This is a genomic window from Paenibacillus sp. YIM B09110 (genome assembly GCF_037167145.1).
Classification (GTDB): domain Bacteria; phylum Bacillota; class Bacilli; order Paenibacillales; family Paenibacillaceae; genus Pristimantibacillus.
On record NZ_JBANSP010000007.1, the window covers coordinates 295,525 to 317,135 of the forward strand.

Consider the following 21,611-nt stretch of genomic DNA (forward strand, 5'->3'; position numbering starts at 1 on the left):
TCAACTCTCCACTCTTTCTCTAGTTAAAATAAGAGGCATTCGTTAGTTGCTCGGATCTAGTCCGGACGGTAGTTCGTTCCCATCGAGAGGGAACCATCGCATTACGCTTCTAGGCGGATTGCCCAATCCCTCCTCGAGCGAAAAGGCTTGCCAGTCCATGCTGCCGGGACCGTTGATCGTATCGCCGTCTTGGATGACGGGACCGTTTTTGTACACGTAATCGGACACGTTCCGAAGAAAGTTGGCGACCTCGTTCGGATTATGGGAGCGGCGGTCAAACACCGCTTCGTGATCGTCCGCGTCCAGTTGGAGCATGCCTACCGTATCCATCAACAGCCAATTTTCTTCCTGCGGCAGGTTGAAGAGGCGAACGTTAGACCATAGCTCAAGCGGAGGAAGCTGAGACTGCTCAAAGCGCTCGAATAGCTCTTGTATCCGTGCGCCGGAAGCGAGGCATTCTCCGTTCGGGTTGAAATAGCAGAGCGCTTCAGGCAAGCGAAGCAAATCTTGCGCAATGGCGGTCAACTCCATTAGCTCCGCAAAAGCGTCGTAATCGGCGGGCAAGACAGAGGTTTCATCGTTTGCCGCCCCATAGATATAGGTGGATCGAATGCGTATAAATGCGGTATGTTCTTCGACGGCTTGTCGCCCTTCGGGGTAACCCCATGCTTGCTGAGCGGAACGCTCTAAATTTCCTGGATAGGTAAAAGGGCCGAAGAAGCCCATCGTCCATGCGCCGAACAATGTCGCATCTACTGCAGGATCGCCCATATCATCGGGCCAACGGCGATCGACAATATCGACTGTAATGACGCCGTCTACTTCGGGACGATGCGGAATAAGCAGGCTTGGTCCGCTGAACGCCCATTGCTCGGCATTTTCTTTTATATGATCGGTACTAAATCTTTGATTCAGTGCAGCTTCAATGCTGCGGATGGATACGGAGCGTGAAAGTAGGATAGCTACTCCCTGTGTGAAAAAACCTTTTGGCATAACTCTACCTCCTCTTCGAATGGTTGAATGTATACCTTCCATATATCGACAAAACATTCTATAGTTTGGAGAGGCCTAAAGTTTCGAACGTCCGATTACCGATGCACAAACAATTTACGTTGAAGTGAAAGGAGTGAGGGGCATGAAGGAAAGATTCGCAACGTGGGCGGAGCAGTGGGTAATCCTGCTGGAGAGGTTGGAGCGGAGAAGAGCCCGCGTCCGACCGCTTGCCATCAAGCCTCCTGCCGAAGAAGAGGAGTTACTCGAAGCGGAGCGACGACTCGGAATAGCGCTGCCGCAAGCGGTGCGCGAAATATTGCGGGAGGGTTCCCGCGAAGTTAACGTGACGTGGTGGCTGCCGGACTGGACGATTGTGCGGTTCTCGTCTTCGGGCGATTTCGGGTGGAGCTTAGATGATATGGAATGGCCGGATTTCGGCGGCGATTTGGATGAGGCTGGAGGTCGGTATTTGGCTTTTTATTGCGCGCACAACGGGGATTACGTGTTATTCGACAGGGAGAAGGATCCGGAAAATCCTGCCGTTGTAGGCTGGGATCATGAGACGGACGAATTTGTTTTGCTGGCGCCTTCTTTTCAGGAATACATTGAGCGTGTAACCGCGCTCAGCTGTATAGGGGCGGAGTGCTGTGAATACGAGTCTTACTGCGACGGTCACGGACTTGATCTGCAAGGGGAGGCGGCACTCGGATGGACAGCGTGGATCGAGCAATATCTGTCGACGACGCTGGCGGATGCTGCATCGAGTTTAGATAAGCTTGTTTTATATGCTTCCATGCATGGGCTTGAAGCTGAGCGGGTCAAGGAAGCATTCGACGAATATGATTCGGCTATCGTGCTTCGCGAATGGCAGCACAGGTTGGAAAGCGAGTCCGAATCGTACCGCAAAAAAGAGTGGTGCGTGCTGCTTGCCGGAACGGTAGGCCCGGTTGCAGCCGATTGGGTGCGGTCTTTATGGCGCGATGCCTCGCATTCGTATTCATTGGCCGGAGAGCCGCTCCACTACTTGACCGCCGCATGTTTGCCGGTAGCCGAGGGGCTGTATTTGGTGTGCGGCGAGCTGGAACGAACGGATGAGGATCGTAAAATAAGCGGCTTTACGGCAAACGGAGCGTTGTGGTTTTTTCGCAATCGCGCCGCTCTTCCCTGGATGGAGAAGCATGTTTCATTCCCGATCGATGGCTGGGACAGTTTGTTCGCGGTATGTGAGCCCGAATGGAGCGATGTTGGGCAATGGCTTGCAGGTAACGATGTGCAGCGACAGACGGCTGTTTCCGGATTAGGGATAATGATCAGGGGGAAAGCTTCTCCGAGCGGAGAGCCTGATGCCGCATTGCTGATAAATTTATTGGAATTGGTTAAGCAACAATCGGTGCTTCGGAAGGAAAAAGAGCGGGTCGATCTGGTTCTGTCACATTTTGCGGCCGATTGGCGATAGGTTGGCATGAAAAAAAGAAGCCGGAACGCAGAAACGTTCCGGTTAGTTATTTGCTGTAGTTATTTATTCGTGCTGTGCTGCTTGTTGCCAAGATTGTTGGCTGGCGAGCCTTGGCCGTTTCGCCGCTTATTTCGTTCAGCCTTGCGCTGTGTATCATGCACCTTGTCTACAAATTCCTTCGTGCTTTCCATCCGCGTCACCTCCTCGTATTTGCCTCGTACAGGTATCTTGCGCGTTCCGCTTGCTTATCTTATCCAAAAATAAATTATAATTGCGCGAGATGTAAACATTCCCTTATTATTATTTCGTGTCGTAAGAACTGCATCATATTGGTCCATCAGGCTCATTATTCAGTCAGTATTATGGGCGCGGGTTTTTTGGTATAAATAGATGGGAATAGGCGGAAGGGGCTTGGGCAGACGATGCATAGAGTAATAGCGAGGGCACAGTTGAAGCGGGATGCAATCATAGAAACCTGTGGCGAGACGATGCAGCAGCTCGTACGCAGCGGTCAGCTTATGACGGGTGCGGCATTCAGGTGGGGAAATCATTTATTCGTATACGCGGAATGTATGAATGAGCCCCTAGAGGCGGATGTCCTTATGCCGGAGGCGACGGAGCTCCTGGAGGATTGGCCGGGACAAGCGGCCAAGCGAAAGTGGGTTCCGATGATTGATGTGTTTCACTTTAACGCGCCGGCAAGCCGTGAGCACTGGCTGCGCAAGGAAGCGGTTGAACGCCGCGTCGGGCGCGTCGCGCACTTGAAACCGGAGATGGCTGCCAGCTATATTTATTACCACTACCAGCTGCAAGAGGAACAAGCTTTCCATGGACCGAAATATGAAATAATCGCTATGCACGAGAACTTATTGTTCGGTTATCAGGAATTTCCCGCGGTAGTGGAGCAGCCGGAACTGCCGGGCAAGCTCGGTACGTCAGGTACGCCAAGCAACTGGGGTGATTCGCGAATGGATTTGCACTTTCAGCCGTGGGAGGATGGACATCTGTATTTTAAGCCGATCGAGACACTGTTTGCATATTATGGAAGCGAATAATATGAGCTGAAGAGCTGGTAATCATTTGCCTTTGCTTGGTCAATATGGTACGATATGAATAGTCGTCAGACATGAAACCCAATTACAAATACTACAGATGTACATAAACGATAACTGCCCCTAAGCGCGCGCGATAGAGGCAGTTTTTCCTTTTTTGTGCGGAGGAGGCTGACTATGTATAATCGTAAAAAACCGGCCGAAGAAGTGCCGGAGGAAAACACGAAGGTTTGGACTTGCGAGACGGAGGGCTGCAACAGTTGGATGCGGGATAACTTTGCGTTTGACCACGTTCCAAATTGCACATTCTGCCACGCACCGATGGTAAGCGGCATGAAGATGCTGCCTACGCTAGTCAACACGAATGCCGACATGAAATCGTTGAAAAAAGGAACGGCAATTACGTAGTGATTGTCGTGATTTAATTAAAGGCTGGAGATCAAGTAGCGGGCATCAGCGCCGTCTGCTTTGATCTCCTTTTTTATTTTGTACGTCTATTGGTTACGGACCATATAGTCGATAAAAGCGCAAGTAGAGCTAATTGATGAGAATAGCGGACTGTAGCGGCTCTAAATGCTACAAGTTCATGCGAATTAGTTGGATAATGGTGTGATTAAAGCCATTAAGGTCTCTATGGTCCGCAACATTGCGAAAATTTGCGTTTTCGATGTAGAAGTGTTGCTGGTGTCCGTATTGAGAAGCATTTCCTCATTGTCGGGCGGGCATCGAGAGGGGGAACATTCCCTGAACCCCGTTGTTTACTTTCCTCCGCTCCCGCCGTCCTCGCCGTAATGCCGCTTGCGGTAATCGTTCGGCGAGCAGTCTGTCCATTTCTTGAACACCTTGCTGAAATATTTCTCGTCTTGGAAGCCGACCTGCTCGGCGATCTGCGTGATGCGAAGCTGTCCGTTCGCGAGCAGCTCCTTCGCCCGCTTAATGCGACATTTGGCGATGAAGTCCGAGATGTTCTCGTTCATCTCCTGCTTAAACTTCCGCGAAATATACTCCCTACTCAAGAAGAAACGGCTTGCGATCTCTTGCAGCGTAATATCCGAATGCACATGCTGCTCGATATATTTGGCAATGTCGTAAATAACGCCGCTTTCCTTGTCCCGTTCGGCGATGCGCTTCGCAGACTGGCATGCTTCATCGAATACAGAGTGCTTCCATTGTTCATAATCGAATTGGCCAAGCTGGGTTACCGGTAATGGGTAAGCGTTGCTTGTACGCATGCCTGCATTTTTCTCAACTGTCGTCCCGTCATCATGCGTTTCCCACATGGATTTGGCCAGCTCGAATTGTTGACGCCACTGGCCTAGCTGCTCCAGTGAAATACAGCCGCTCTGATCAAGCGCATCGAACCACGGCTGCATGGCGCGGCGGATCTGCTCCTGCTGTCCGCTCTGAACAGCGAAGCGAATTCGCTCCTCATGCTCGCTCCACATAAGCAGCGGGTTCTTAGCGGCATGGGCAGTGCTTGGCTCGTAGAAGTGAAGCTCCGAGCCGCTGCCGAGCAGGTTGCGCCGCTGCAAAGCGAGCTTCGCTTGTTGATAGGACGCAGCTGCGTCGTTTGGAAAAGCGGTTGGCAATCCGATGCCGAAGACGAAACGCGTCTTAAGCGCTTTGAAGATAGCCTCGTTAATCTCGCCCAACAGCTCAGGCGCATTCTTCGCTTCACCCCATAGCAGCAGCGCCATCTCCATCTCATTTCCGCGATAACGGAACGCGTAGCCGAGCCCTTTGTCGCGAAGAAACTCATTGCATATATTCGTCAGCGCGAAGAAAAGCAGGTCCAGCCCGGCGGCGAACTTGGCTCTGACAGCCGGAGGAGACAGTTCAAGACTGACAACCGCGATGCGTGTATGCGGCATCGGCAACGTAAGGCCAAGCTCCTGCTCCATCGTCTCGGCGAATGCCGGGTGATTGCCGGGCTCGCTGATTAATGTTGAAAAATATTGCTCCAAGAAGATCGGCTTGAGCTGATTCAGCTCCATATTCATATGGAGGCTGCGGCTGAGCTCCTTCTCCTCGCGCTTCCAGCTTTGAATCGCCGTCGCGAGCGCGGACGTGAGCTGCTCGGCATCGATCGGCTTCAGGATATAGTCGATGCCGCCGTATTTCACCGTTGTACGGACGAAGCTGAAGTCGTCATGGCCGCTAATGACGATGATTTTGCTGGACGGCGCATGCTTGGCGGCCCATTCCAGCAGCTTCGTGCCGTCCATATTCGGCATCATCATATCGGTGAAGATGATCTCCGGCTTCTCTTTCTCGATCAGCTCAATTGCGTTTTGCCCGTCTTGAGCTTCGAGCAGCGTATCGATCTGGAACGTATCCCAAGGGACAAGGAGCCGTATCGCTTCTCTTACATGTTTCTCATCATCGATGATCAAAGCCTTCATGGCTCATTCTCCTTCGCCCAGCGGAATATGAATCGTAACGGAAAAGCCGTGCGGTCGAACCTGCTCCACCTCGATAGCCGCGGACGGATGGAAGTGCAGCCGCAGCCTAGACAGCACGTTCTGAAGCCCGATGCCGCCAGCCTCTTGGGACGATGCGGAAGCGGATTCCTGCGATGCTGGAGCTTGCGATTGCAGCATTCCATAAGACAGCGGCTTATCCAGCTCATATCGGAGTTCGGCGAGCCGTTCATCCGATATGCCGATGCCGTTGTCTAGAACGCGAATGGTTAACTGGCTGCTATCCTCGTTCAGCCAGCTTGCGATTGTCAGCTCGCTTGGTGAATCCGCTCCCGCAAAGCCGTGCTTGAAGAAGTTCTCGAGCAACGGCTGTAGAATCATCTTCGGCACAAGAATGCGGCGCGTATTGTCATCGACTTGCAACCGAATGCCAAGCGCTGTATCGAACCGCTGCTTCTGCAGATCGAGATAAGCCTGCGCATATTGCAGCTCGCGGTTAAGCTCGACGATTGAATCCATCGTATTCATGTGGTAACGCATCATTTTGCCAAGCGAAGTAATGAGGGAGTAGGCCTTGTGATCGCCGTGCTGAAGCGAGACCGTTCCAATCGATTGCAGCGCGTTATAGAGAAAATGCGGATTAACCTGCGCCTGCAGCGCCTTGAGCTGGTTCGTCTTGTTGGCGAGCTCCAGTCGATATTCCGCCAAAATCAAGTTGTTGATCGTCTGCATCATCGAGCGGAAGCGGCGGGCAAGCAGGCCGATCTCGTCATTGCTTTGAATGTCGATCGAGACATTCAGGTTGCCGGTCTCGATCTTGTTCACATATCCGATCAACCGCAAGAGCGGCTTCGTGAACGTTATCGAAATGAATAGCGTGGCAATAACGACGATGGCTAGAAAAGCGGCGCCAACCCAAATGTTAATTCGTGCGACGCGGTCGGCAGCGCTGTATAGATGACTGTACGGCGTCTGCTTGACGAGGTACCAATCCATGTACGGTGTCTTGATCCGATCGTAGAAAATCATTCCTTCGAACGATTGCTCCGTCCAGTCGAAATGTCCGCTGTCCTCACTGGAACTATAGACGCTGTCCATCCAAGCATGGTCGAGCTTGCCGCCGATCTCTTCTTGGTTGGAGGCGAGAACGATCTGCCCTTTCATATCCACGATATAGAAATCCTCTTTGCCGCTGTCGTACAGCTGGCGGTTCAGGTCTTCGAGCACCGTGAGGCGCACATCGATAGACAACTCGGCAAGCAGCTCCTCGCTTGGCGCGCGGAAGATCGGGCGGTGCAGCGTAAATACCATCTCGTCATTAGCGCCGGACTTGACGTTAAGTCCGTAATTATGGCTTTGGTGAGTGGCCTCAATGGTTGCCTTTTTGACCGTGTCAGCCAGTGTGTCCTTGTCATTTTCGCCGACTCTGATATCGTCGTTCCAGAGCAAATAAGTCGCGTTTTGCTTGACGACATAGAGCCGAACTTTATTGAATTCGCTTACGCTTTGGTAGATGCTGTACAAATGATCCTTAAGCAGGTTGCGGTTATTGATGACATCCGTCAAGTCGTTCGGAAATACCTCATCCTCCAGGCTGCGCTCCAAAATATAATACAGCGAGCGAGGCACATTCATGGAGTTGTATACGGCCAGCGACTTCTGGTTGATGTTGCTCATGTAGTTCATAATGTTCGTTTTCCCTAGAGAGAGCAACTGCTTGTTTTTGGAAATCGCTTCTTCTGTGATCGAGCCCGTCGTGGCGTTATAGGAAATAATCATGGATGTTGCGATAGGTAAAATGGTAGCCGCCAGCAGTAGCAGCATGAGCTTGTTTCGTATCGTATTGAACGGTTTTACAGGTTTCAAGTCGCTATTCCTCCCGCTGATAGGCGCTCGTCGCTCACGGCATTTGCCGTTTCACCTTGTGGATACACAGTAACCGATTGAGCCAAGGATGGTCAATATATTCCACCAACGTTATCATCATCCTCGGTAGTCCGCATAGGGAGCGTGGTTTTATACTTTGGATGTGGGTAAGGCAACACACGAAGACAGAGAAAGGGGACTAGATCGCGATGTCCAAAGGATTCACTCGAAAAAGATGGAGCGAATGGGCGCAGCAGACCGTATTCGTCGGTCCAGGCCTCATTGCTTTCATTCTGATTGTGCTCGCGCCGTTTGTAATGGGTTTTTATTATATGTTTACCGAATGGGACGGCATTAATATAGGCGACGCCAAATGGACCGGTATGCGTAATCTTACGAAGATTTTCACGGAGGACGAGAGGTTCTGGGATGCATTCCTGTTCACGCTCAAGTTCACGATTGCCGGTGTGCTCATTACGAACCTGACCGCTTTTCTATTGGCGCTTATGCTAAGCCGCAACCTGAAGAGCCGCAATGTGCTGCGGACGATCTTCTTCCTGCCCAATGTAATAGGCGGATTGCTGCTCGGTTACATCTGGTATTTCATTTTTGTTAGGGGCTTCGCCGCGATCGGCGAGGCGACGGGCATCGGATTCTTCAATCTGCAATGGCTCGGAACACCGAATACAGCCTTCTGGGGCATCGTTATCGTGTTCGTCTGGCAGACGGCCGGTTATATGATGATTATCTATATCGCTGCGATGATCGGCGTGCCGAAGGATTTGATCGAAGCTGCGAAGATCGACGGCGCAGGTATGTTCCAGATGCTTCGTTCGGTGACGATCCCGCTTATTATGCCCGCGATTACGATCTGCTTGTTCCTCACGACATCGAATGCGTTCAAAATGTTCGATCTGAACTTGTCGCTCACTTCGGGAGGACCTGGCAATGCAACAGAATCGATCGCGCTTAATATTTACCGCGAAGCGCTTGGTTATAGCAGATACGGACTTGGTACGGCGAAAGCGATGATCTTCTTCCTCGGTGTCGCGATCATCACCGTTACGCAAGTGTGGATTACGAAGAAGCAGGAGGTGGAAGCCTGATGGAAACGAGACAAAAGTATACACCGCTCCTGTTCGTCACAGAGATCATCGGTATTTTACTCGCATTACTGTTCATTGCTCCGTTCTACTTCTTGATCGTCAATTCGTTCAAGAAGTTGGGCGATATTCTGCTCAATGCTTCATCCTTGCCCGAGAGCATAAGCTTCATCAACTTTCAGAGAGCTTGGGAAGCCGTTGAATTTCCGCGCGTATTCATGAATTCATTCCTGGTGACTTCAGTCAGCGTGCTGACGCTGGTCGTCATCAGCTCGATGATGGCTTACCGGCTCGTACGCAGGCCGACGACATTCAATAAGCTGTTGCTTACAGCTTTGATTGCCGCAATGATCATACCGTTCCAGTCGGTTATGCTTCCGCTCATGCGGGTTACGTCTTGGCTGGAGCTTCGGGGACATTTTCACGGGATCGTCATTTGCTATATGGGCTTCGGTATATCGCTCTCCATGTTTCTATATCACGGCTTCGTGAAGTCGGTGCCGCTGGAGATCGAAGAGGCTGCGGTCATGGACGGCTGCTCCCCGTACGGCGTTTTCTGGAGAATCGTGTTCCCGCTCTTGAAGCCGATCTCGGTTACCGTTATTATTTTGAACGTACTATGGATTTGGAACGATTACTTATTGCCGATGCTAGTCATTAACGATAATATGACGACGATTCCACTCGCCGTACAGAAGTTTTTTGGCCAATACTTGCGCAAGTGGGATTTGGCGATGGCGGCGCTGACGCTCAGCACGCTCCCGGTCATTGCATTCTTCCTTTTCCTGCAAAAACACATTATCGAAGGCATAACAGCGGGTTCTGTTAAAGGGTAATGCGTAAATAATCAAAATATTACACCTATTTGTTCAATAAATTCGGTGTTGTGCTAGTTTGTTGCACAACTATAATGACGATGTAAACAAGAAAAGGCTTTAATTGTTAAATAATAAAGTTGCGGGAGGTCATGTAAGATGAAGAAATTATCTTTCCTTATGCTCGTCGCGGTTATGGTGATCGTACTGGCTGCGTGCGGGGGCAACAACGGCAATAACGGCAATAACAAAGGGGCAAATAACGGCGGTACGAAAGCAACGGACAAACCGACTGAAGCTGCACAAACAGAGGCGCCTAAGAAGGATGTCACCATTAAGATCTTCCAGTTCAAAGTGGAAATTGCGGAAGCGCTTAACAAGATGGCTGAGGAATACGAGAAAGAGACAGGCGTTAAGGTTGACGTAGAGACGCACGGCGGCGGCGAGGATTACAGCGCATTGCTGAAAGCTGAGCTGGCGGCTGGCGAAGAGCCGGAAATCTTCAACTCCAGCGGCTGGGCAGGCTTCGACCCTTACGTAGATCGTGCTACGGATCTTAGCAACGAAGCGTGGGCGAAGGATCTGGTAGAAGCTTCGAAACCGCAAATTTCGCGTGACGGCAAGCTGCTCGGCATGCCGATGAACCTTGAAGCTTACGGCTTCACGTACAACAAAGATTTGTTCGCTAAAGCTGGCATCACGGAGCTTCCTAAGACGCTTGACGAGCTGGAAGCTGCTGCGAAGAAGCTCCAAGACGCAGGCATTACACCTTTTGCCTTGACGAACGAGTGGTGGTCGATGGGTATCCATACGCTGAACATCGCGCTGGCTAACCAAGCTGACCCTGCTGCCTTCATTGAAGAAGTGAAAGCCGGCACGAAAACATTGAAAGACGACGCCACGATGAAGCAATGGGTACGCCTCGTAGACATTATGTTCGCGAACGGACAGAAGAACGCTCTGACGACGGACTACAACACGCAAGTTGCTGAATTCGCGGCTGGCAAATATGCGATGATCCAACACGGCAACTGGATTCAAGGCATGATCGACGAAGTAACACCGGGTATGAACCTGGGCATGATGCCTGTACCTCTTCTTGATACGCCGAACGTGTTCACAGGCGTTCCGAACAACTGGATCGTGAACAACAAATCCGCTAACGTAGAAGAAGCGAAAGCATTCTTGAACTGGATGGTTACTTCGGAAACAGGCAAAAAGTATATCGCGACAGATTTCAAATTCGTACCTGCACTATCTTCGATCGAGCCTAACCCAGAAGCGATCGGAAGCATCGGCGGCGACTTCGCAGTATTCGCGAATGCAAACCCATCGCAAGTGAAAACTTGGAACTGGGACCGCTTCCCGGATGGCATCACGCAGCAATGGGGCGCGGCGATGCAGGAGTACCTCGGCAAGCAAATCTCGGGCGACGAGCTGCTCTCGAAGCTTGACAAAGCGGTACAGGATATCGTGAAGAAATAATAGCGAGTAAGACGGAAAGCTCCGATCACGCGGCTCAGGCTGCAAGGTCGGAGCTTTTCTTGTGCGCGTTGGGATAGTTAATTGAAGAAATTAATCGCTAAAGAATGAATAGGATGAAATTCCTATCTTATAATCTTGGAATTATCTGAGGGGGTTATCATTTGACATAGAATGAGTAGGATAAGCTGTGTAAACCATCCTATTCATTGAATATCGCTCTTTTGAGCGGAAATAAGAGGGATTATCCAGCTTGATCCAACCCAGGTCGGTTCATGCCTGATGCCGAAATAGCTGGAAATAGTCCCGTTAATTTCTTGCTAAACGGAGAATTCGCACGATTAACTGGAAAACCTCCTGTTACTTTCCCGTGCATAGGGAGAGAGGTTGGAATATGTGACAAATAACAGGAGTAATTCCCGTTATGGAGCGAAATGGCATAATGTCGTTCAGTTTAACAGGAGGAATTCTAGTTATTTCTCAAATCACGGCAGTCAGGTTGCCATTGCCACCACGCCAAGCAAAGAAGAAGCTATCCCGGCGCGGGATAGCTTCTTCTTTGTTTGCTGCTATGCGGCTGCGACAGAGGTTAGTCGCGGCTGAAGATTTTGGAGAGCAGGCGGAGCATCTCGATGTACAGCCATACGAGCGTGACCATCAGGCCGAACGCGCCGTACCATTCCATGTACTTCGGAGCGCCGCGCTGCGCGCCGTTCTCGATGAAGTCGAAATCAAGCACGAGATTAAGCGCTGCGATGACGACGATAACGAGCGAGATGCCGATGCCGATCAGGCCGTTGCTGTGCAGGAAAGGTACGCTGATGCCGAAGAGTCCGAGCACGAAGCTTACCAGGTAAAGAAGGGCAACGCCTGCTGTAGCGGCGAATACGCCAAGCTTGAAGTTTTCCGTCGCTCTAATGAGTCTTGTCTTGTATGCGAGGAGCAACGCTACGAATACACACATCGTCAGCAGTGCTGCCTGCATCGTTATGCCGTTGTATAGCGATTCGTAATTAGCCGACAGGGCGCCGAGGAAAAGTCCTTCCGCTATGGCGTAGACCGGTACTAAGTACGGTGCTGTCCTAGGGACGAAACTTATGATAAGCGCCATTACAAGTCCGATAATAACGCCGCCAATCATGTAGCCCATGACGTTCTGGCCGTTGAAATACATGTTCCACGTCGAGAACGCCCCGCCAAGCATTAATGCGAGAGTAATGAACGCTTTATTGACCGTTCCGTTGATCGTCATCGCGTCATTCAACGAATTTCCGTGCCGATCAAACGTATGATCTCTTAATGTCGGATTACCGCTTCTTCCTAACATGGGTAATTCACCTCATTGTCATTTTGTACCGATTCTATCACATCCTATGATGCTCATCCACTAGCAATGACTATTTGTTTCACTGCGGCTTCAATAGGCGCTTCGGATCGGAGTAAGAATGTAATACGTATCGTGTCCGTGCGTAGTTTCAATAATGATCGGTTTCTCTCTTCCTGTGAGGCGTACGTACATTTGCTCGCTATCAATAGCGTCAACGATTTCTTTCATATATTTCCCGTTAAAAAATACCGTAATCGCCTCGCCCGATCTCTCCGCAAACGTCACAGCTTCCGTCACATCGCCGATGTCAGGCGAAGCGGCGAACAATTCTGCATCATCTTCCCCAATACGGAGTCCGATAATGTGCATATTGCCTGCCAGCAGCGATACTCGCCCGACCGCTTGCGCGAAAGGAGTGGTATCCAGCATGATCGCTGTCGCTGTAGAGAAGGCGGACGGCAGCAGTTTGTCGGTCGGCGGGAATTGGCCGGGAATAAGCGACGTCTGCATGCTGAAGCTGCTTGTGGCGAAACGAACACCGTGCTCGCTGAAGCTGATCTGGGTGTCGCCGGCGCTGTCGGCTAGCATTTTCGAATAATCGAGCAAATGTTTAGCTTCAACGACGACAGCTGAAGGCATGCTGTCGCTGTCATCCGCGTGAAGCCGCGAGGAGCGGGATGCGAGCCGAACGCCGTCTGTTGCCAGTAGCTTCAGCTTGCTGCCATCCTCGCGTACAGACATGGAGACGCCGTTCAGAACAGGGCGTACTTCCGATGCAGAGGCGGCGAAAGCGACCTGCTTCACAATCGCTTGCAGTTCCCCGTTGTTGATTAGAAAAGATGATCGCGCTTCGCCATGATTGGACTCCGGAAATTCATCAGCATTCATCGTTGCGAGCCTGTAGTTAGATTGGCCCGCTTGGACGTGCAAGATGGTATTCTCGATTAACTCGAGCGAGACTATGCCTTCTGGCAAGCTACGGACAATATCGATGAAGTAACGTGCGGGAACGACGGTGCTTCCTGCTTGCGTAACCTCAAGCGAATTGGAGGATGAGAGCAATTGATATTGCAGTGTCATCGTTAGTTTGGTACAGGTCAATGTGAACTGGCGCATATCGGCTTGCAGCTTGATGCCTGTGAGAATAGGCTGAACGGGCCTTGAAAGCAGTGCTGCCGCTACATGCTGCAAGGCGTAATGGAGGTCGTGTCTCGCAATCTCAACTCGCATCGCGCTCACTGTTCTCCCGTTTGCTGATCGGACAAGTAAGCTTCAATCATGTTTCGTAGCACTTCTGATCGTGAGCGTCCGTCCTTCTCGCATTGGGATTCGATCTGCTCCCATGCTGACGAAGGCAGTGTTAACGATATTTTTCTTGTTTCACCAATGCCTTTGCGGCCGGCGCCGGTACGGGGTCCGCCCTGCGAGAACATGATCGATAGCTGTCCTTCGTGCTCGGGAATGCCGAGCTTTATTTTTTTCGCGGGCATAGGGATTAAGCTCCTTACTGTGTTTGATTAAGGTAACCTATTTCAAATACCAATTAACTTAACTTTACCATGCTAAGTTGCGATTGGCAATATTTTCAACGCAAGCTAGCGATTAGCGCTTTTTCACACAATCTAATGAAGTCATGTTAATGGATGCAAAAGGTTTGCTGAAACGGGACAACTTCCGCATCGGCAAGCCTTTTTGGGCGTTGCCCGGCGGTTGGCATAAAACGAAAGTCCTATCCATATGGATGAGTATAATAGTGGCCGGAGAGGGTGAGCGCATGAGCAATCGTTACCCGTATTACAATCCGTATCGGCCGGGTAAACCGAGAGGTTACCGCCAATTGAACGGTCATGCCCTTGCATCGATGATACTCGGCATATGCAGCATCGTATTTTGGTGGACGTGGCTGCTAAGCATCGTGTGCGGAATTATTGGACTGTTGCTCGGCTTCAAAGGCATCGATTCACAGCGACCAGGCTTAGCGAGAGTTGGAATATTCACTTCGCTTACCGGACTTGGCATAGGCGCGATTTCCTTATTGTTCAAGGTGATTTCATGGTTGTGATGTGGTTGATGATTGGATGCAGCCTTATATTTATGATCCTTATTGTAGGGCTGCTGTCAGGAGGCCGTTCGAACATCGATGAAGCGCAGGCCGAGTCCGAGTCCGCACGCAGCGATGTGCGATTAAAGGTTGCTTCGGGAATCGCCCAGCATATCGGAGAACGGGAGGAGCAGCAGGATTCCTACTGCTTCTCCGAGCTTCACGACAGAGAAGCGATTCGCAGGCGCGGCGTATTGGCCGTACTCGCCGACGGCATGGGCGGGCTTGCAATGGGAGGCGAGGCGGGGCAGCTGGCTGTGCAATCGATGCTTCAAGCTTATAGGAACAAAGCGGACGAAGAGAGCATTCCGCAAGCGCTAGAGCGGGCGATTCACGCGGCTAACCGCGATGTATATGAGCTGGCGATAGAGCATGGACTTGAATGGGGCGTAGGGACGACGCTTATTGCGGTTGTTGTGTCGGAAGACCGGCTGTATTGGACTTCGGCCGGCGATAGCCGAATATACCTGTATCGTGAAGGTACGTTAAGGGCGCTTACGCAGGACCATATCTACGCAAAGCGGCTGGAAGAGCTCGTCAAAGCCGGCTTTATGACCCGTGAAGAAGCGGATACGCATCCGGAGCGGATGCTGCTGACGAGTTATCTCGGTATCCCGGAGCTGCGGGAGCTTGATCGTAATTGGACGCCATTTCGCCTGCAGCCGGAGGATTGGATCTTGTTATGCAGCGATGGCTTCTATGACGGGCTGACGGAGCTGCTGATGAGTGAAGCGGCGAGGCTTCCGTCGCAGCTGGCAGCAGAATATATGGTGCAGAAGGTAATTGAAGAGGGGCGTCCGTATCAAGATAATGCAACCGTCGCTATTTTGAAAATATAGAAATGTTATCGTTCCACTCTTATACGGTATCGGTACAATCGGTACATACATATCAGCCTTTCGGAGCTTCTACATGACTTGGCACTAAAAAGGCGGGCATAGGGATGAGAGATGATCGCATTTGCTTAGGGTGCATGGAACGGATGGACCGGACGGCAGTATGTCCTTCCTGCGGTTATGCGGGAGGCACGCAGTCAAGCGCTCCGTGGCATTTGATGCCGGGTACGATTCTGAACGGCCGTTATTTGATCGGCAAGGTGCTAGGGCAAGGCGGCTTCGGCATTACCTATTTGGCATGGGATCTCAGTCTCGAGGCGAAGCTGGCGGTTAAGGAATATTTGCCTCGCGAGCTGGCGACGAGAAGTCTCAATCAGCCTCTTATTAACGTGTATTCGGGGGAGGCGCAGCAACGGTATGCGTATGGGCTTGATCAGTTTCTAGAGGAAGCGAGGCGGGTGTTCAAGTTAGGACCGCATCCCGGCGTAGTGACGGTTCGCGACTTTTTCAAGGAAAATGGAACGGCGTATTTGGTCATGTATTATTTGGAGGGGCAGACGTTCAAGGAGTTTCTGAAAATGCAGGGCGGACGCGTACCGTTTGTTATCGCAATTGGCATTATGCGCCCGATCATGGATGTGTTGCAGGAGCTGCATGCGCATCACATGCTGCATCGGGATATTAGCCCGGAAAACATTTATATAACAACGAACGGCCAAGTAAAGCTGCTTGATTTCGGGGCTGCAAGGCAGGTGGCGGGCGAGCATAGCCTATCGGTCGTCTTAAAGCCGGGTTACGCGCCAGAGGAGCAGTATCGAACGAAAGGAAAGCAAGGTCCGTGGACCGATCTGTATGCGGTAGCGGCAACTTTATATCGAGCAATCACAGGTCGGATTCCGCCGGAATCACTGGATAGGCTGGACCGGGAATCGCTTGTCCCTCCTTTGCGGCTTCACGCGATCATTCATCCTCATGAGGAAGCGGTGCTGATGAAGGCACTTTCCGTACACGCCTCCGATCGCTTCCAATCGCTGCAATCCTTTCAAGCTGCGCTTGAAGCGGGCAGAAAAGAACGAAGCACGTCCCCTCGCAACAAGCGGCCTCCTACGAAGTTGCTTCAGCCTCCGCGGTCGCCCACCCAGCCATCACGATCTATGAAGCAGCAGGTACGCGCTTCGCTTGCTCGGCGCCGCGCCGTTCCAAAATGGATGCGTTTCGCTGGCGGCGGCGGGCTGCTGCTTATGATCGTTATCCTGTCCTCCCTGCTTTTGCTCAATCGGGGATTTCGCGTACCCGCTTATATTGGTCATAGCAGCGAATCTGCTGTCCGAGATCTTAGAATCGGGAACGTGACTTACCAAGTAGAATACCGCTATAGCGAGTCCATTGCGTTAGGAATGATAGTCGATCAGTACCCGATCGCAGGCACGAAGCTGGAGAGAGGAGATGCGGTGACTCTCATTGAGAGCCTTGGACCGGAATAGTCCGCTATTGTACGGTCGTTCGGTTTTTGCCTTTATTTTTGGATTCGTATAAGGCATGGTCAGCTTGTTGAAAACAGTAGGCCTTCGTCTCGCCCGGCGAAACGGCATGCATGCCGACACTTACGGTGACGGGACGGTTCATCTCCGCTACAGACATAAGCGCAATCGATTTGCGAAGACGTTCAATGGAAGCGTACGCTTCCGCCTCACTCGTCTCGCATAATAGCACGACGAATTCCTCGCCGCCATATCTGGCAGCGAAGGCATTGGCGGTAATGTGCTTGGAGATGCAAGCGGCAACCTGCTTGAGTGCAATATCTCCGACCCAGTGCCCGTAGGTGTCATTGACCTGCTTAAAATTGTCGATGTCGAGGATCGCAAGCTGGAGCGGAAACGGACTTCGGTTATATTGATCGAGCAATTGTGCAAAATACTCATGAAACGACTTGTGATTATGCAGTCCGGTTAGGGGGTCTATCTTCGTCATTCTCTCCATAACGATCGTTTGGATAAGAAGCTCTTGTTCGGACTGAATCGATTGATCAAGCCTTTCGACGAGCGCGTGGCTGCGATGGATAACGCCAAGGCCTGTCATTGCCGCGCAGAACAGGATACTCCCGACTATAATGATCTCGATGAGATCCTCCTCCCTCACAAAACGGCCGGGTTGAACGTAGAGGGTTGCCATGGCCATCAGACACATCGCTAATGTTATGAACAAATAACGTTTCTTGAAATACATCATTGAGATAAGCAACGGGAATATAAGAATGATAGGTAAAGTATCGTAGCTGTCATGGATAAAGTAGAAGTACGAGTGCGAGGTTAATATGGATGAAATGACCGTCGCAAGCTCCATTCCGTTCGGCCATCTGCGGTAGACAATTTCCAGCGCAAGCACAAGCAGCAGAAAAATCGCGTTAGGTACGAGCATGCCGTTAAACAAATAGTTCACCGGCATTAAGAAAGGAACATGCGGTGACAGCACATAATGGATAAGGAGCATCGAGCCAAGAATAATCGTAGACATGGCCCAAAATAAGTTTAATATTCCGCGATTCCATTTTTGTGGAGTACGCATTGTTCGGTAGATGGGTAGAGACATAACATCCTCATTTCTAAAGGGTGAAATAATGAAAGACCGGTTATCAATATCGTACCTGCAATGTTCTACGGAGCAGGCAACGATTCCTTTATTATTCGACAGTTTTCCCTTCAAAAGTAAGTTTGGTTAGAATAATGCCGCTTCGGGGAAATCTATGAAGGATAACGGATATTTAAGCGGAGGCGATAGATATGTATTGGAATGAGGAGCATACGGATCGTGAGCACAACGATCTTGTGACGGAGCGGGATATCGATCCGGCTTTTGGACTGTTTGCGGACGAGGAGCAGACGAGCGCCGTGCTGGACGCGACGGACGAGCTGTTGCGAAGATATCCGGATAGCGAGGCGGGTGTATCCAGCGCCATCATCTCGGGTGAAGGGGATGAAGAGGCAGACACGCCCGAGGAGATCTCGGCTGAGATGGCTGCCGTGCCGGATGCCGACGACATCGCAATGAACAGCCCGGTAGACCCGGCTTCGCCGGAGCAGGATTTCCACGGAACCGATCTGCTGAATGGCGTCGGGCTGCATCCCGAGGAAGAGACGGAGGAGTAGAAGGGAGAAGGCGTCCGTGTAGGACGCCTTTTTCTTTGTGTCTGCTGCCACTGAACATGATACAATAGAGGAACAAATGTTCTTGGAGGAGTCGGGGAGCTAAGTCATGTCAGACAAACCGAGTACGATCGCGATATCGGTAAGGCATCTGGTCGAATATGTCTATCTTAGCGGCAGCATCGATGTGAAGCTGAATGCGGTGGATGCGATGCATGAAGGAACGAAAGCGCATCAGCGGATTCAGCAGCAGTACGGTGAGCTTGACCGTAAGGAAGTATATTTGAAGGCGGACATCGAGGCGGAAGGCCTCGTCATTGCGGTGGATGGCCGATGCGACGGGCTGCTTGCGACCGAGCCTGCTATCACGATAGATGAGATTAAGTCAACATCCGGTGACCTGGACCTTATAACCGAGCACTCTTATCCGGTGCACTGGGCGCAAGCGATGTTCTACGCCTATATGTATGCCAAGGATGAGCAATTGCCTCAGATGCGGGTGCAGCTCACCTATGTGCATACGCAGAGCGATAGACTGCAGCAATTCGATCGTATGGTCGCCTTCGAGGAACTGGAACGGTTCGTAGAGGAAGTCGTGCAGCAATATATTCCGTATGCATTGCTTCGTGTTCGACATGCAGCTGAGCGCGATGCGAGCATTGAATCGCTCGCCTTTCCTTTCGGGACGTATCGTGCGGGACAGCGCAAGCTAGCCGGTGCGGTCTATAAGTCTATCGATGAGGGTGTGCGGCTGTTCGCCAGAGCGCCGACAGGCATCGGCAAGACGATCTCCACGACGTTCCCGGCAGTCAAGGCGATTGGAGCCGGTATGCTTCAGCGCTTCTATTACCTGACGGCTCGCACAACGACGAGGAAGGCAGCTGAGGATGCGCTGCTGCTGATGGATGAGCAGGGTCTGCGGATGCATACGGTTACGATAACGGCAAAGGATAAAGTGTGTTTTCAGGACGAAGTGCGCTGCGAGAAGGAGCATTGTCCATTCGCGGACGGCTACTATGACCGGATCAATGGGGCGGTGCTTGATATACTCGCTAATGAGACGGTCATCACGCGTTCGATTATCGAGCGATATGCGCAGACGCACCGGGTATGTCCATTCGAGTTCTCGCTGGATGTCGCTTACGCGGCCGATGCGGTCATTTGCGACTACAATTATATTTTTGATCCGCGTATTTCGTTCAAGCGGCAATATAATGAGCAGAAGCGCAAGACGGCGCTGCTTGTCGACGAGGCGCATAATCTAGTGGACCGGGCGCGCGAGATGTACTCAGCCGAGCTGGTGAAGTCGGCGTTCCTTGCGCTGCAGCGAGAGTTGAAGGGAACGGATCAGGCAGGCTACAAAGCAGCCAAGGCGGTAAATGATTATTTCATTGCGCTTCGCAAGGGGAGAGAGGATTCGCCGCAGCTTGTAGAGAAGCTGCTTCCGTCGGAGCTTGTAGCGCTTGTAGAAACGTTCGCCGCCGCGGCGGAACGGTTGCTTGCCGGAGGGCAAAGCGTAAGCGAGCTGCTGCTCGACACCTATTTTGCCGCACAAAACTTCATTCGTACCGCTAAGCATTACGACGATAAATATGTGACGTTGACGGAACTCACGAAGAACGAGCTTCGCGTGAAGCTGTTCTGCCTCGATCCTTCGCAAATGCTGCAATTGATGGGCAAAGGGTATCGGTCTCATATTTATTTTTCGGCAACGCTGTCTCCGGTATCTTATTATATGGACATGCTTGGGGCGGGGGAGAAGGATTATACGCTGGCCGTCGCTTCACCGTTCGATAAGGAACAGCTGGAAGTAATCGTGAAGCCGGTGTCGACCCGTTATCAGGATCGCGATGATTCGTATGCGCCGATTGCTCGTCAGCTTGCGCTGTTGGTTGCGGAGAAGCCTGGCAACTACTTCATATTCTTTCCCTCTTACGCGTATATGAATGCGGTGCATCAGACCTTTATGGAGAGCTGGCCGATGAGGGAAGAGGATGAGTTGAAGGCTGAGGTGCTGCTGCAGCAGAAGGATATGTCCGAGGAGGAGCGGGATCAGTTCCTGAACAGCTTCCAAGGGGGCAAGGAACGATCATTGATCGGCTTTGCGGTCATGGGAGGCGTGTTCTCCGAAGGCGTTGATTTGGCGGGAGACCGGTTGGTCGGCGTCGTCGTGGTTGGCGTGGGTCTGCCGCAGTTAGGCTTAGAGCGGAATATGATTCGCGATTACTTCAATGAGCAGGGCAAGAGCGGCTATGACTATGCTTACGTCTTTCCCGGTATGAACAAGGTGCTGCAAGCAGGCGGACGCCTCATTCGTTCGGAGACCGATCGCGGTACGCTGATGCTTATTGACGACCGTTACTTGCAGCCTCATTACAACCGCTTGTTGCCGGAGGAGTGGAGGCGTTAAAGTTACATCGCTGCGCGCTCTGGCGACTCTTGTTCCGTACTGCGGCGGATGAACAGCGGGGCTTCACCGAACTTGCGCTCCAGACGAACGGCAGTGTATAGGAAGAGCAGCAATCCGAGCAGCGACACCGCTACGGACAACGGTGTTATCCATATCGTGGACGGCTGGGTGAAGAAGGGAATAAAGGACACGGCCAGTATAGGCGGAGCGTTCCATTTGAACTTGCGGATCAGCCACATCACGGCTACCGTATTCAGCAGTATCGACAGAACGCCAGTGCTGAAGTGCATGCACAGCGAGCCGATCAGCGATGCGGTTATGGCGCCTAAGGCGACTTTTCCGACGATATCCTTCTTGAAAGGCTTCGATATGAACAACAGGCTGAAAGCGCCAAGTGTAGGGAAAAACAAGGTATGCATAATCGGAACATGCATCGAGATCCAGTAGATCAGAACAATATAGACGCAGATAGCTACGGACTTGATGGTCATTATAATTGGATCCTTCTTTCTTTTTGCTGATAATAATAGCTTCCGCGCTTACGTAACGAAAGCGCAGCAACAAGTATTATAACACAAAAAAACGCCGGCCATAGAGATGGACGGCG

At 51.5% G+C, this 21,611-nt stretch carries 20 protein-coding genes; 11 read left to right on the forward strand and 9 right to left on the reverse strand.

Features of this window, described 5'->3' with window-relative positions; all coding sequences use genetic code 11:
• Window positions 1-42: 42 nt before the first annotated feature.
• Window positions 43-993 (reverse strand): DUF4261 domain-containing protein, encoded by a 951-nt coding sequence (locus V8F51_RS13610; protein WP_337100814.1) that lies wholly within the window; start codon window positions 991-993, stop codon window positions 43-45.
• 142 nt (window positions 994-1,135) lie between these two features.
• On the opposite strand from V8F51_RS13610, the gene V8F51_RS13615 reads away from it, so the two are divergent.
• Window positions 1,136-2,449, forward strand: a complete 1,314-nt coding sequence (locus V8F51_RS13615) for an SMI1/KNR4 family protein (protein ID WP_337100815.1) — start codon at window positions 1,136-1,138, stop codon at window positions 2,447-2,449.
• Between the two features lie 59 nt (window positions 2,450-2,508).
• On the opposite strand, the gene V8F51_RS13620 is transcribed toward V8F51_RS13615, so the two are convergent.
• Window positions 2,509-2,640 (reverse strand): DUF4023 family protein, encoded by a 132-nt coding sequence (locus V8F51_RS13620; RefSeq protein ID WP_337100816.1) that lies wholly within the window; start codon window positions 2,638-2,640, stop codon window positions 2,509-2,511.
• Between the two features lie 231 nt (window positions 2,641-2,871).
• On the opposite strand from V8F51_RS13620, the gene V8F51_RS13625 reads away from it, so the two are divergent.
• Together V8F51_RS13625 and V8F51_RS13630 are read left to right on the forward strand one after the other, a co-directional pair.
• Window positions 2,872-3,504 (forward strand): hypothetical protein, encoded by a 633-nt coding sequence (locus V8F51_RS13625; protein ID WP_337100817.1) that lies wholly within the window; start codon window positions 2,872-2,874, stop codon window positions 3,502-3,504.
• A gap of 174 nt (window positions 3,505-3,678) precedes the next feature.
• Window positions 3,679-3,909 carry a cold-shock protein gene (locus V8F51_RS13630; RefSeq protein ID WP_337100818.1) on the forward strand — a complete coding sequence of 77 codons (231 nt, stop codon included), beginning with the start codon at window positions 3,679-3,681 and terminating at the stop codon, window positions 3,907-3,909.
• Window positions 3,910-4,259: 350 nt separating this feature from the next.
• Here the strand turns inward: V8F51_RS13630 and V8F51_RS13635 are convergent, their stop codons facing one another.
• Window positions 4,260-5,903 (reverse strand): response regulator, encoded by a 1,644-nt coding sequence (locus V8F51_RS13635; protein WP_337100819.1) that lies wholly within the window; start codon window positions 5,901-5,903, stop codon window positions 4,260-4,262.
• Window positions 5,904-5,906: 3 nt separating this feature from the next.
• Complete coding sequence (locus tag V8F51_RS13640; RefSeq protein ID WP_337100820.1) at window positions 5,907-7,787, reverse strand: cache domain-containing sensor histidine kinase; 1,881 nt, start codon at window positions 7,785-7,787, stop codon at window positions 5,907-5,909.
• A gap of 209 nt (window positions 7,788-7,996) precedes the next feature.
• Between V8F51_RS13640 and V8F51_RS13645 the strand changes: the two genes are divergently transcribed.
• From V8F51_RS13645 to V8F51_RS13655, 3 genes are all read left to right on the forward strand, one after another.
• Window positions 7,997-8,893 carry a carbohydrate ABC transporter permease gene (locus V8F51_RS13645; RefSeq protein WP_337100821.1) on the forward strand — a complete coding sequence of 299 codons (897 nt, stop codon included), beginning with the start codon at window positions 7,997-7,999 and terminating at the stop codon, window positions 8,891-8,893.
• Entirely contained in the window at window positions 8,893-9,726 is an 834-nt protein-coding gene (locus V8F51_RS13650) for a carbohydrate ABC transporter permease (protein ID WP_337100822.1), read from the forward strand. The genes V8F51_RS13645 and V8F51_RS13650 overlap by 1 nt, the downstream gene beginning before the upstream one ends.
• A gap of 138 nt (window positions 9,727-9,864) precedes the next feature.
• Window positions 9,865-11,190 carry an ABC transporter substrate-binding protein gene (locus V8F51_RS13655; RefSeq protein WP_337100823.1) on the forward strand — a complete coding sequence of 442 codons (1,326 nt, stop codon included), beginning with the start codon at window positions 9,865-9,867 and terminating at the stop codon, window positions 11,188-11,190.
• Between the two features lie 586 nt (window positions 11,191-11,776).
• Here V8F51_RS13655 and V8F51_RS13660 read toward each other — a convergent pair.
• The 3 genes from V8F51_RS13660 to V8F51_RS13670 all read right to left on the reverse strand — a co-directional run bounded on the left by V8F51_RS13660 (window position 11,777) and on the right by V8F51_RS13670 (window position 14,004).
• A complete protein-coding gene (locus tag V8F51_RS13660) occupies window positions 11,777-12,514 on the reverse strand; it encodes a Bax inhibitor-1/YccA family protein (protein WP_337100824.1) in 738 nt (245 codons plus the stop codon).
• Between the two features lie 90 nt (window positions 12,515-12,604).
• Window positions 12,605-13,744: a DNA polymerase III subunit beta gene (gene dnaN / locus V8F51_RS13665; protein ID WP_337100825.1), complete on the reverse strand. Its 1,140-nt coding sequence runs from the start codon at window positions 13,742-13,744 to the stop codon at window positions 12,605-12,607.
• Between the two features lie 5 nt (window positions 13,745-13,749).
• Window positions 13,750-14,004, reverse strand: a complete 255-nt coding sequence (locus V8F51_RS13670) for a ribbon-helix-helix domain-containing protein (protein WP_337100826.1) — start codon at window positions 14,002-14,004, stop codon at window positions 13,750-13,752.
• Between the two features lie 149 nt (window positions 14,005-14,153).
• Here V8F51_RS13670 and V8F51_RS13675 point away from each other — a divergent pair, with 149 nt between their 5' ends.
• The 3 genes from V8F51_RS13675 to V8F51_RS13685 all read left to right on the forward strand — a co-directional run bounded on the left by V8F51_RS13675 (window position 14,154) and on the right by V8F51_RS13685 (window position 16,935).
• Window positions 14,154-14,576, forward strand: a complete 423-nt coding sequence (locus V8F51_RS13675; RefSeq protein ID WP_337100827.1) for a hypothetical protein — start codon at window positions 14,154-14,156, stop codon at window positions 14,574-14,576.
• On the forward strand, window positions 14,567-15,454 hold the full coding sequence (locus V8F51_RS13680; RefSeq protein WP_337100828.1) for a PP2C family protein-serine/threonine phosphatase: 888 nt from the start codon (window positions 14,567-14,569) through the stop codon (window positions 15,452-15,454). Before V8F51_RS13675 ends, V8F51_RS13680 begins: the two co-directional genes overlap by 10 nt.
• Before the next feature lie 104 nt (window positions 15,455-15,558).
• Window positions 15,559-16,935, forward strand: a complete 1,377-nt coding sequence (locus tag V8F51_RS13685) for a serine/threonine protein kinase (RefSeq protein ID WP_337100829.1) — start codon at window positions 15,559-15,561, stop codon at window positions 16,933-16,935.
• Between the two features lie 4 nt (window positions 16,936-16,939).
• On the opposite strand, the gene V8F51_RS13690 is transcribed toward V8F51_RS13685, so the two are convergent.
• The gene (locus V8F51_RS13690) at window positions 16,940-17,965 is read right to left on the reverse strand and encodes a GGDEF domain-containing protein (RefSeq protein ID WP_337100830.1); all 1,026 of its coding nucleotides are present in this window, start codon (window positions 17,963-17,965) and stop codon (window positions 16,940-16,942) included.
• 266 nt (window positions 17,966-18,231) lie between these two features.
• Between V8F51_RS13690 and V8F51_RS13695 the strand changes: the two genes are divergently transcribed.
• On the forward strand, window positions 18,232-18,597 hold the full coding sequence (locus V8F51_RS13695) for a hypothetical protein (RefSeq protein ID WP_337100831.1): 366 nt from the start codon (window positions 18,232-18,234) through the stop codon (window positions 18,595-18,597).
• Between the two features lie 106 nt (window positions 18,598-18,703).
• On the forward strand, window positions 18,704-21,004 hold the full coding sequence (locus V8F51_RS13700; RefSeq protein WP_337100832.1) for an ATP-dependent DNA helicase: 2,301 nt from the start codon (window positions 18,704-18,706) through the stop codon (window positions 21,002-21,004).
• Between the two features lie 2 nt (window positions 21,005-21,006).
• On the opposite strand, the gene V8F51_RS13705 is transcribed toward V8F51_RS13700, so the two are convergent.
• Complete coding sequence (locus V8F51_RS13705) at window positions 21,007-21,495, reverse strand: hypothetical protein (protein WP_337100833.1); 489 nt, start codon at window positions 21,493-21,495, stop codon at window positions 21,007-21,009.
• Between the last annotated feature and the right edge of the window lie 116 nt (window positions 21,496-21,611).

Coding starts and splice junctions, on each gene's coding strand:
- V8F51_RS13620 (WP_337100816.1), bottom strand. CDS start 2,640: ATGGAAAGCACGAAGGAATTTGTAGACAAGGTGCATGATACACAGCGC.
- V8F51_RS13675 (WP_337100827.1), top strand. CDS start 14,154: ATGGATGCAAAAGGTTTGCTGAAACGGGACAACTTCCGCATCGGCAAG.
- V8F51_RS13680 (WP_337100828.1), top strand. CDS start 14,567: ATGGTTGTGATGTGGTTGATGATTGGATGCAGCCTTATATTTATGATC.
- V8F51_RS13690 (WP_337100830.1), bottom strand. CDS start 17,965: ATGTCTACGATTATTCTTGGCTCGATGCTCCTTATCCATTATGTGCTG.
- V8F51_RS13650 (WP_337100822.1), top strand. CDS start 8,893: ATGGAAACGAGACAAAAGTATACACCGCTCCTGTTCGTCACAGAGATC.
- V8F51_RS13660 (WP_337100824.1), bottom strand. CDS start 12,514: ATGTTAGGAAGAAGCGGTAATCCGACATTAAGAGATCATACGTTTGAT.
- V8F51_RS13695 (WP_337100831.1), top strand. CDS start 18,232: ATGTATTGGAATGAGGAGCATACGGATCGTGAGCACAACGATCTTGTG.
- V8F51_RS13625 (WP_337100817.1), top strand. CDS start 2,872: ATGCATAGAGTAATAGCGAGGGCACAGTTGAAGCGGGATGCAATCATA.
- V8F51_RS13655 (WP_337100823.1), top strand. CDS start 9,865: ATGAAGAAATTATCTTTCCTTATGCTCGTCGCGGTTATGGTGATCGTA.
- V8F51_RS13645 (WP_337100821.1), top strand. CDS start 7,997: ATGTCCAAAGGATTCACTCGAAAAAGATGGAGCGAATGGGCGCAGCAG.
- V8F51_RS13615 (WP_337100815.1), top strand. CDS start 1,136: ATGAAGGAAAGATTCGCAACGTGGGCGGAGCAGTGGGTAATCCTGCTG.
- dnaN (WP_337100825.1), bottom strand. CDS start 13,744: ATGCGAGTTGAGATTGCGAGACACGACCTCCATTACGCCTTGCAGCAT.
- V8F51_RS13670 (WP_337100826.1), bottom strand. CDS start 14,004: ATGCCCGCGAAAAAAATAAAGCTCGGCATTCCCGAGCACGAAGGACAG.
- V8F51_RS13685 (WP_337100829.1), top strand. CDS start 15,559: ATGAGAGATGATCGCATTTGCTTAGGGTGCATGGAACGGATGGACCGG.
- V8F51_RS13705 (WP_337100833.1), bottom strand. CDS start 21,495: ATGACCATCAAGTCCGTAGCTATCTGCGTCTATATTGTTCTGATCTAC.
- V8F51_RS13700 (WP_337100832.1), top strand. CDS start 18,704: ATGTCAGACAAACCGAGTACGATCGCGATATCGGTAAGGCATCTGGTC.
- V8F51_RS13635 (WP_337100819.1), bottom strand. CDS start 5,903: ATGAAGGCTTTGATCATCGATGATGAGAAACATGTAAGAGAAGCGATA.
- V8F51_RS13610 (WP_337100814.1), bottom strand. CDS start 993: ATGCCAAAAGGTTTTTTCACACAGGGAGTAGCTATCCTACTTTCACGC.
- V8F51_RS13630 (WP_337100818.1), top strand. CDS start 3,679: ATGTATAATCGTAAAAAACCGGCCGAAGAAGTGCCGGAGGAAAACACG.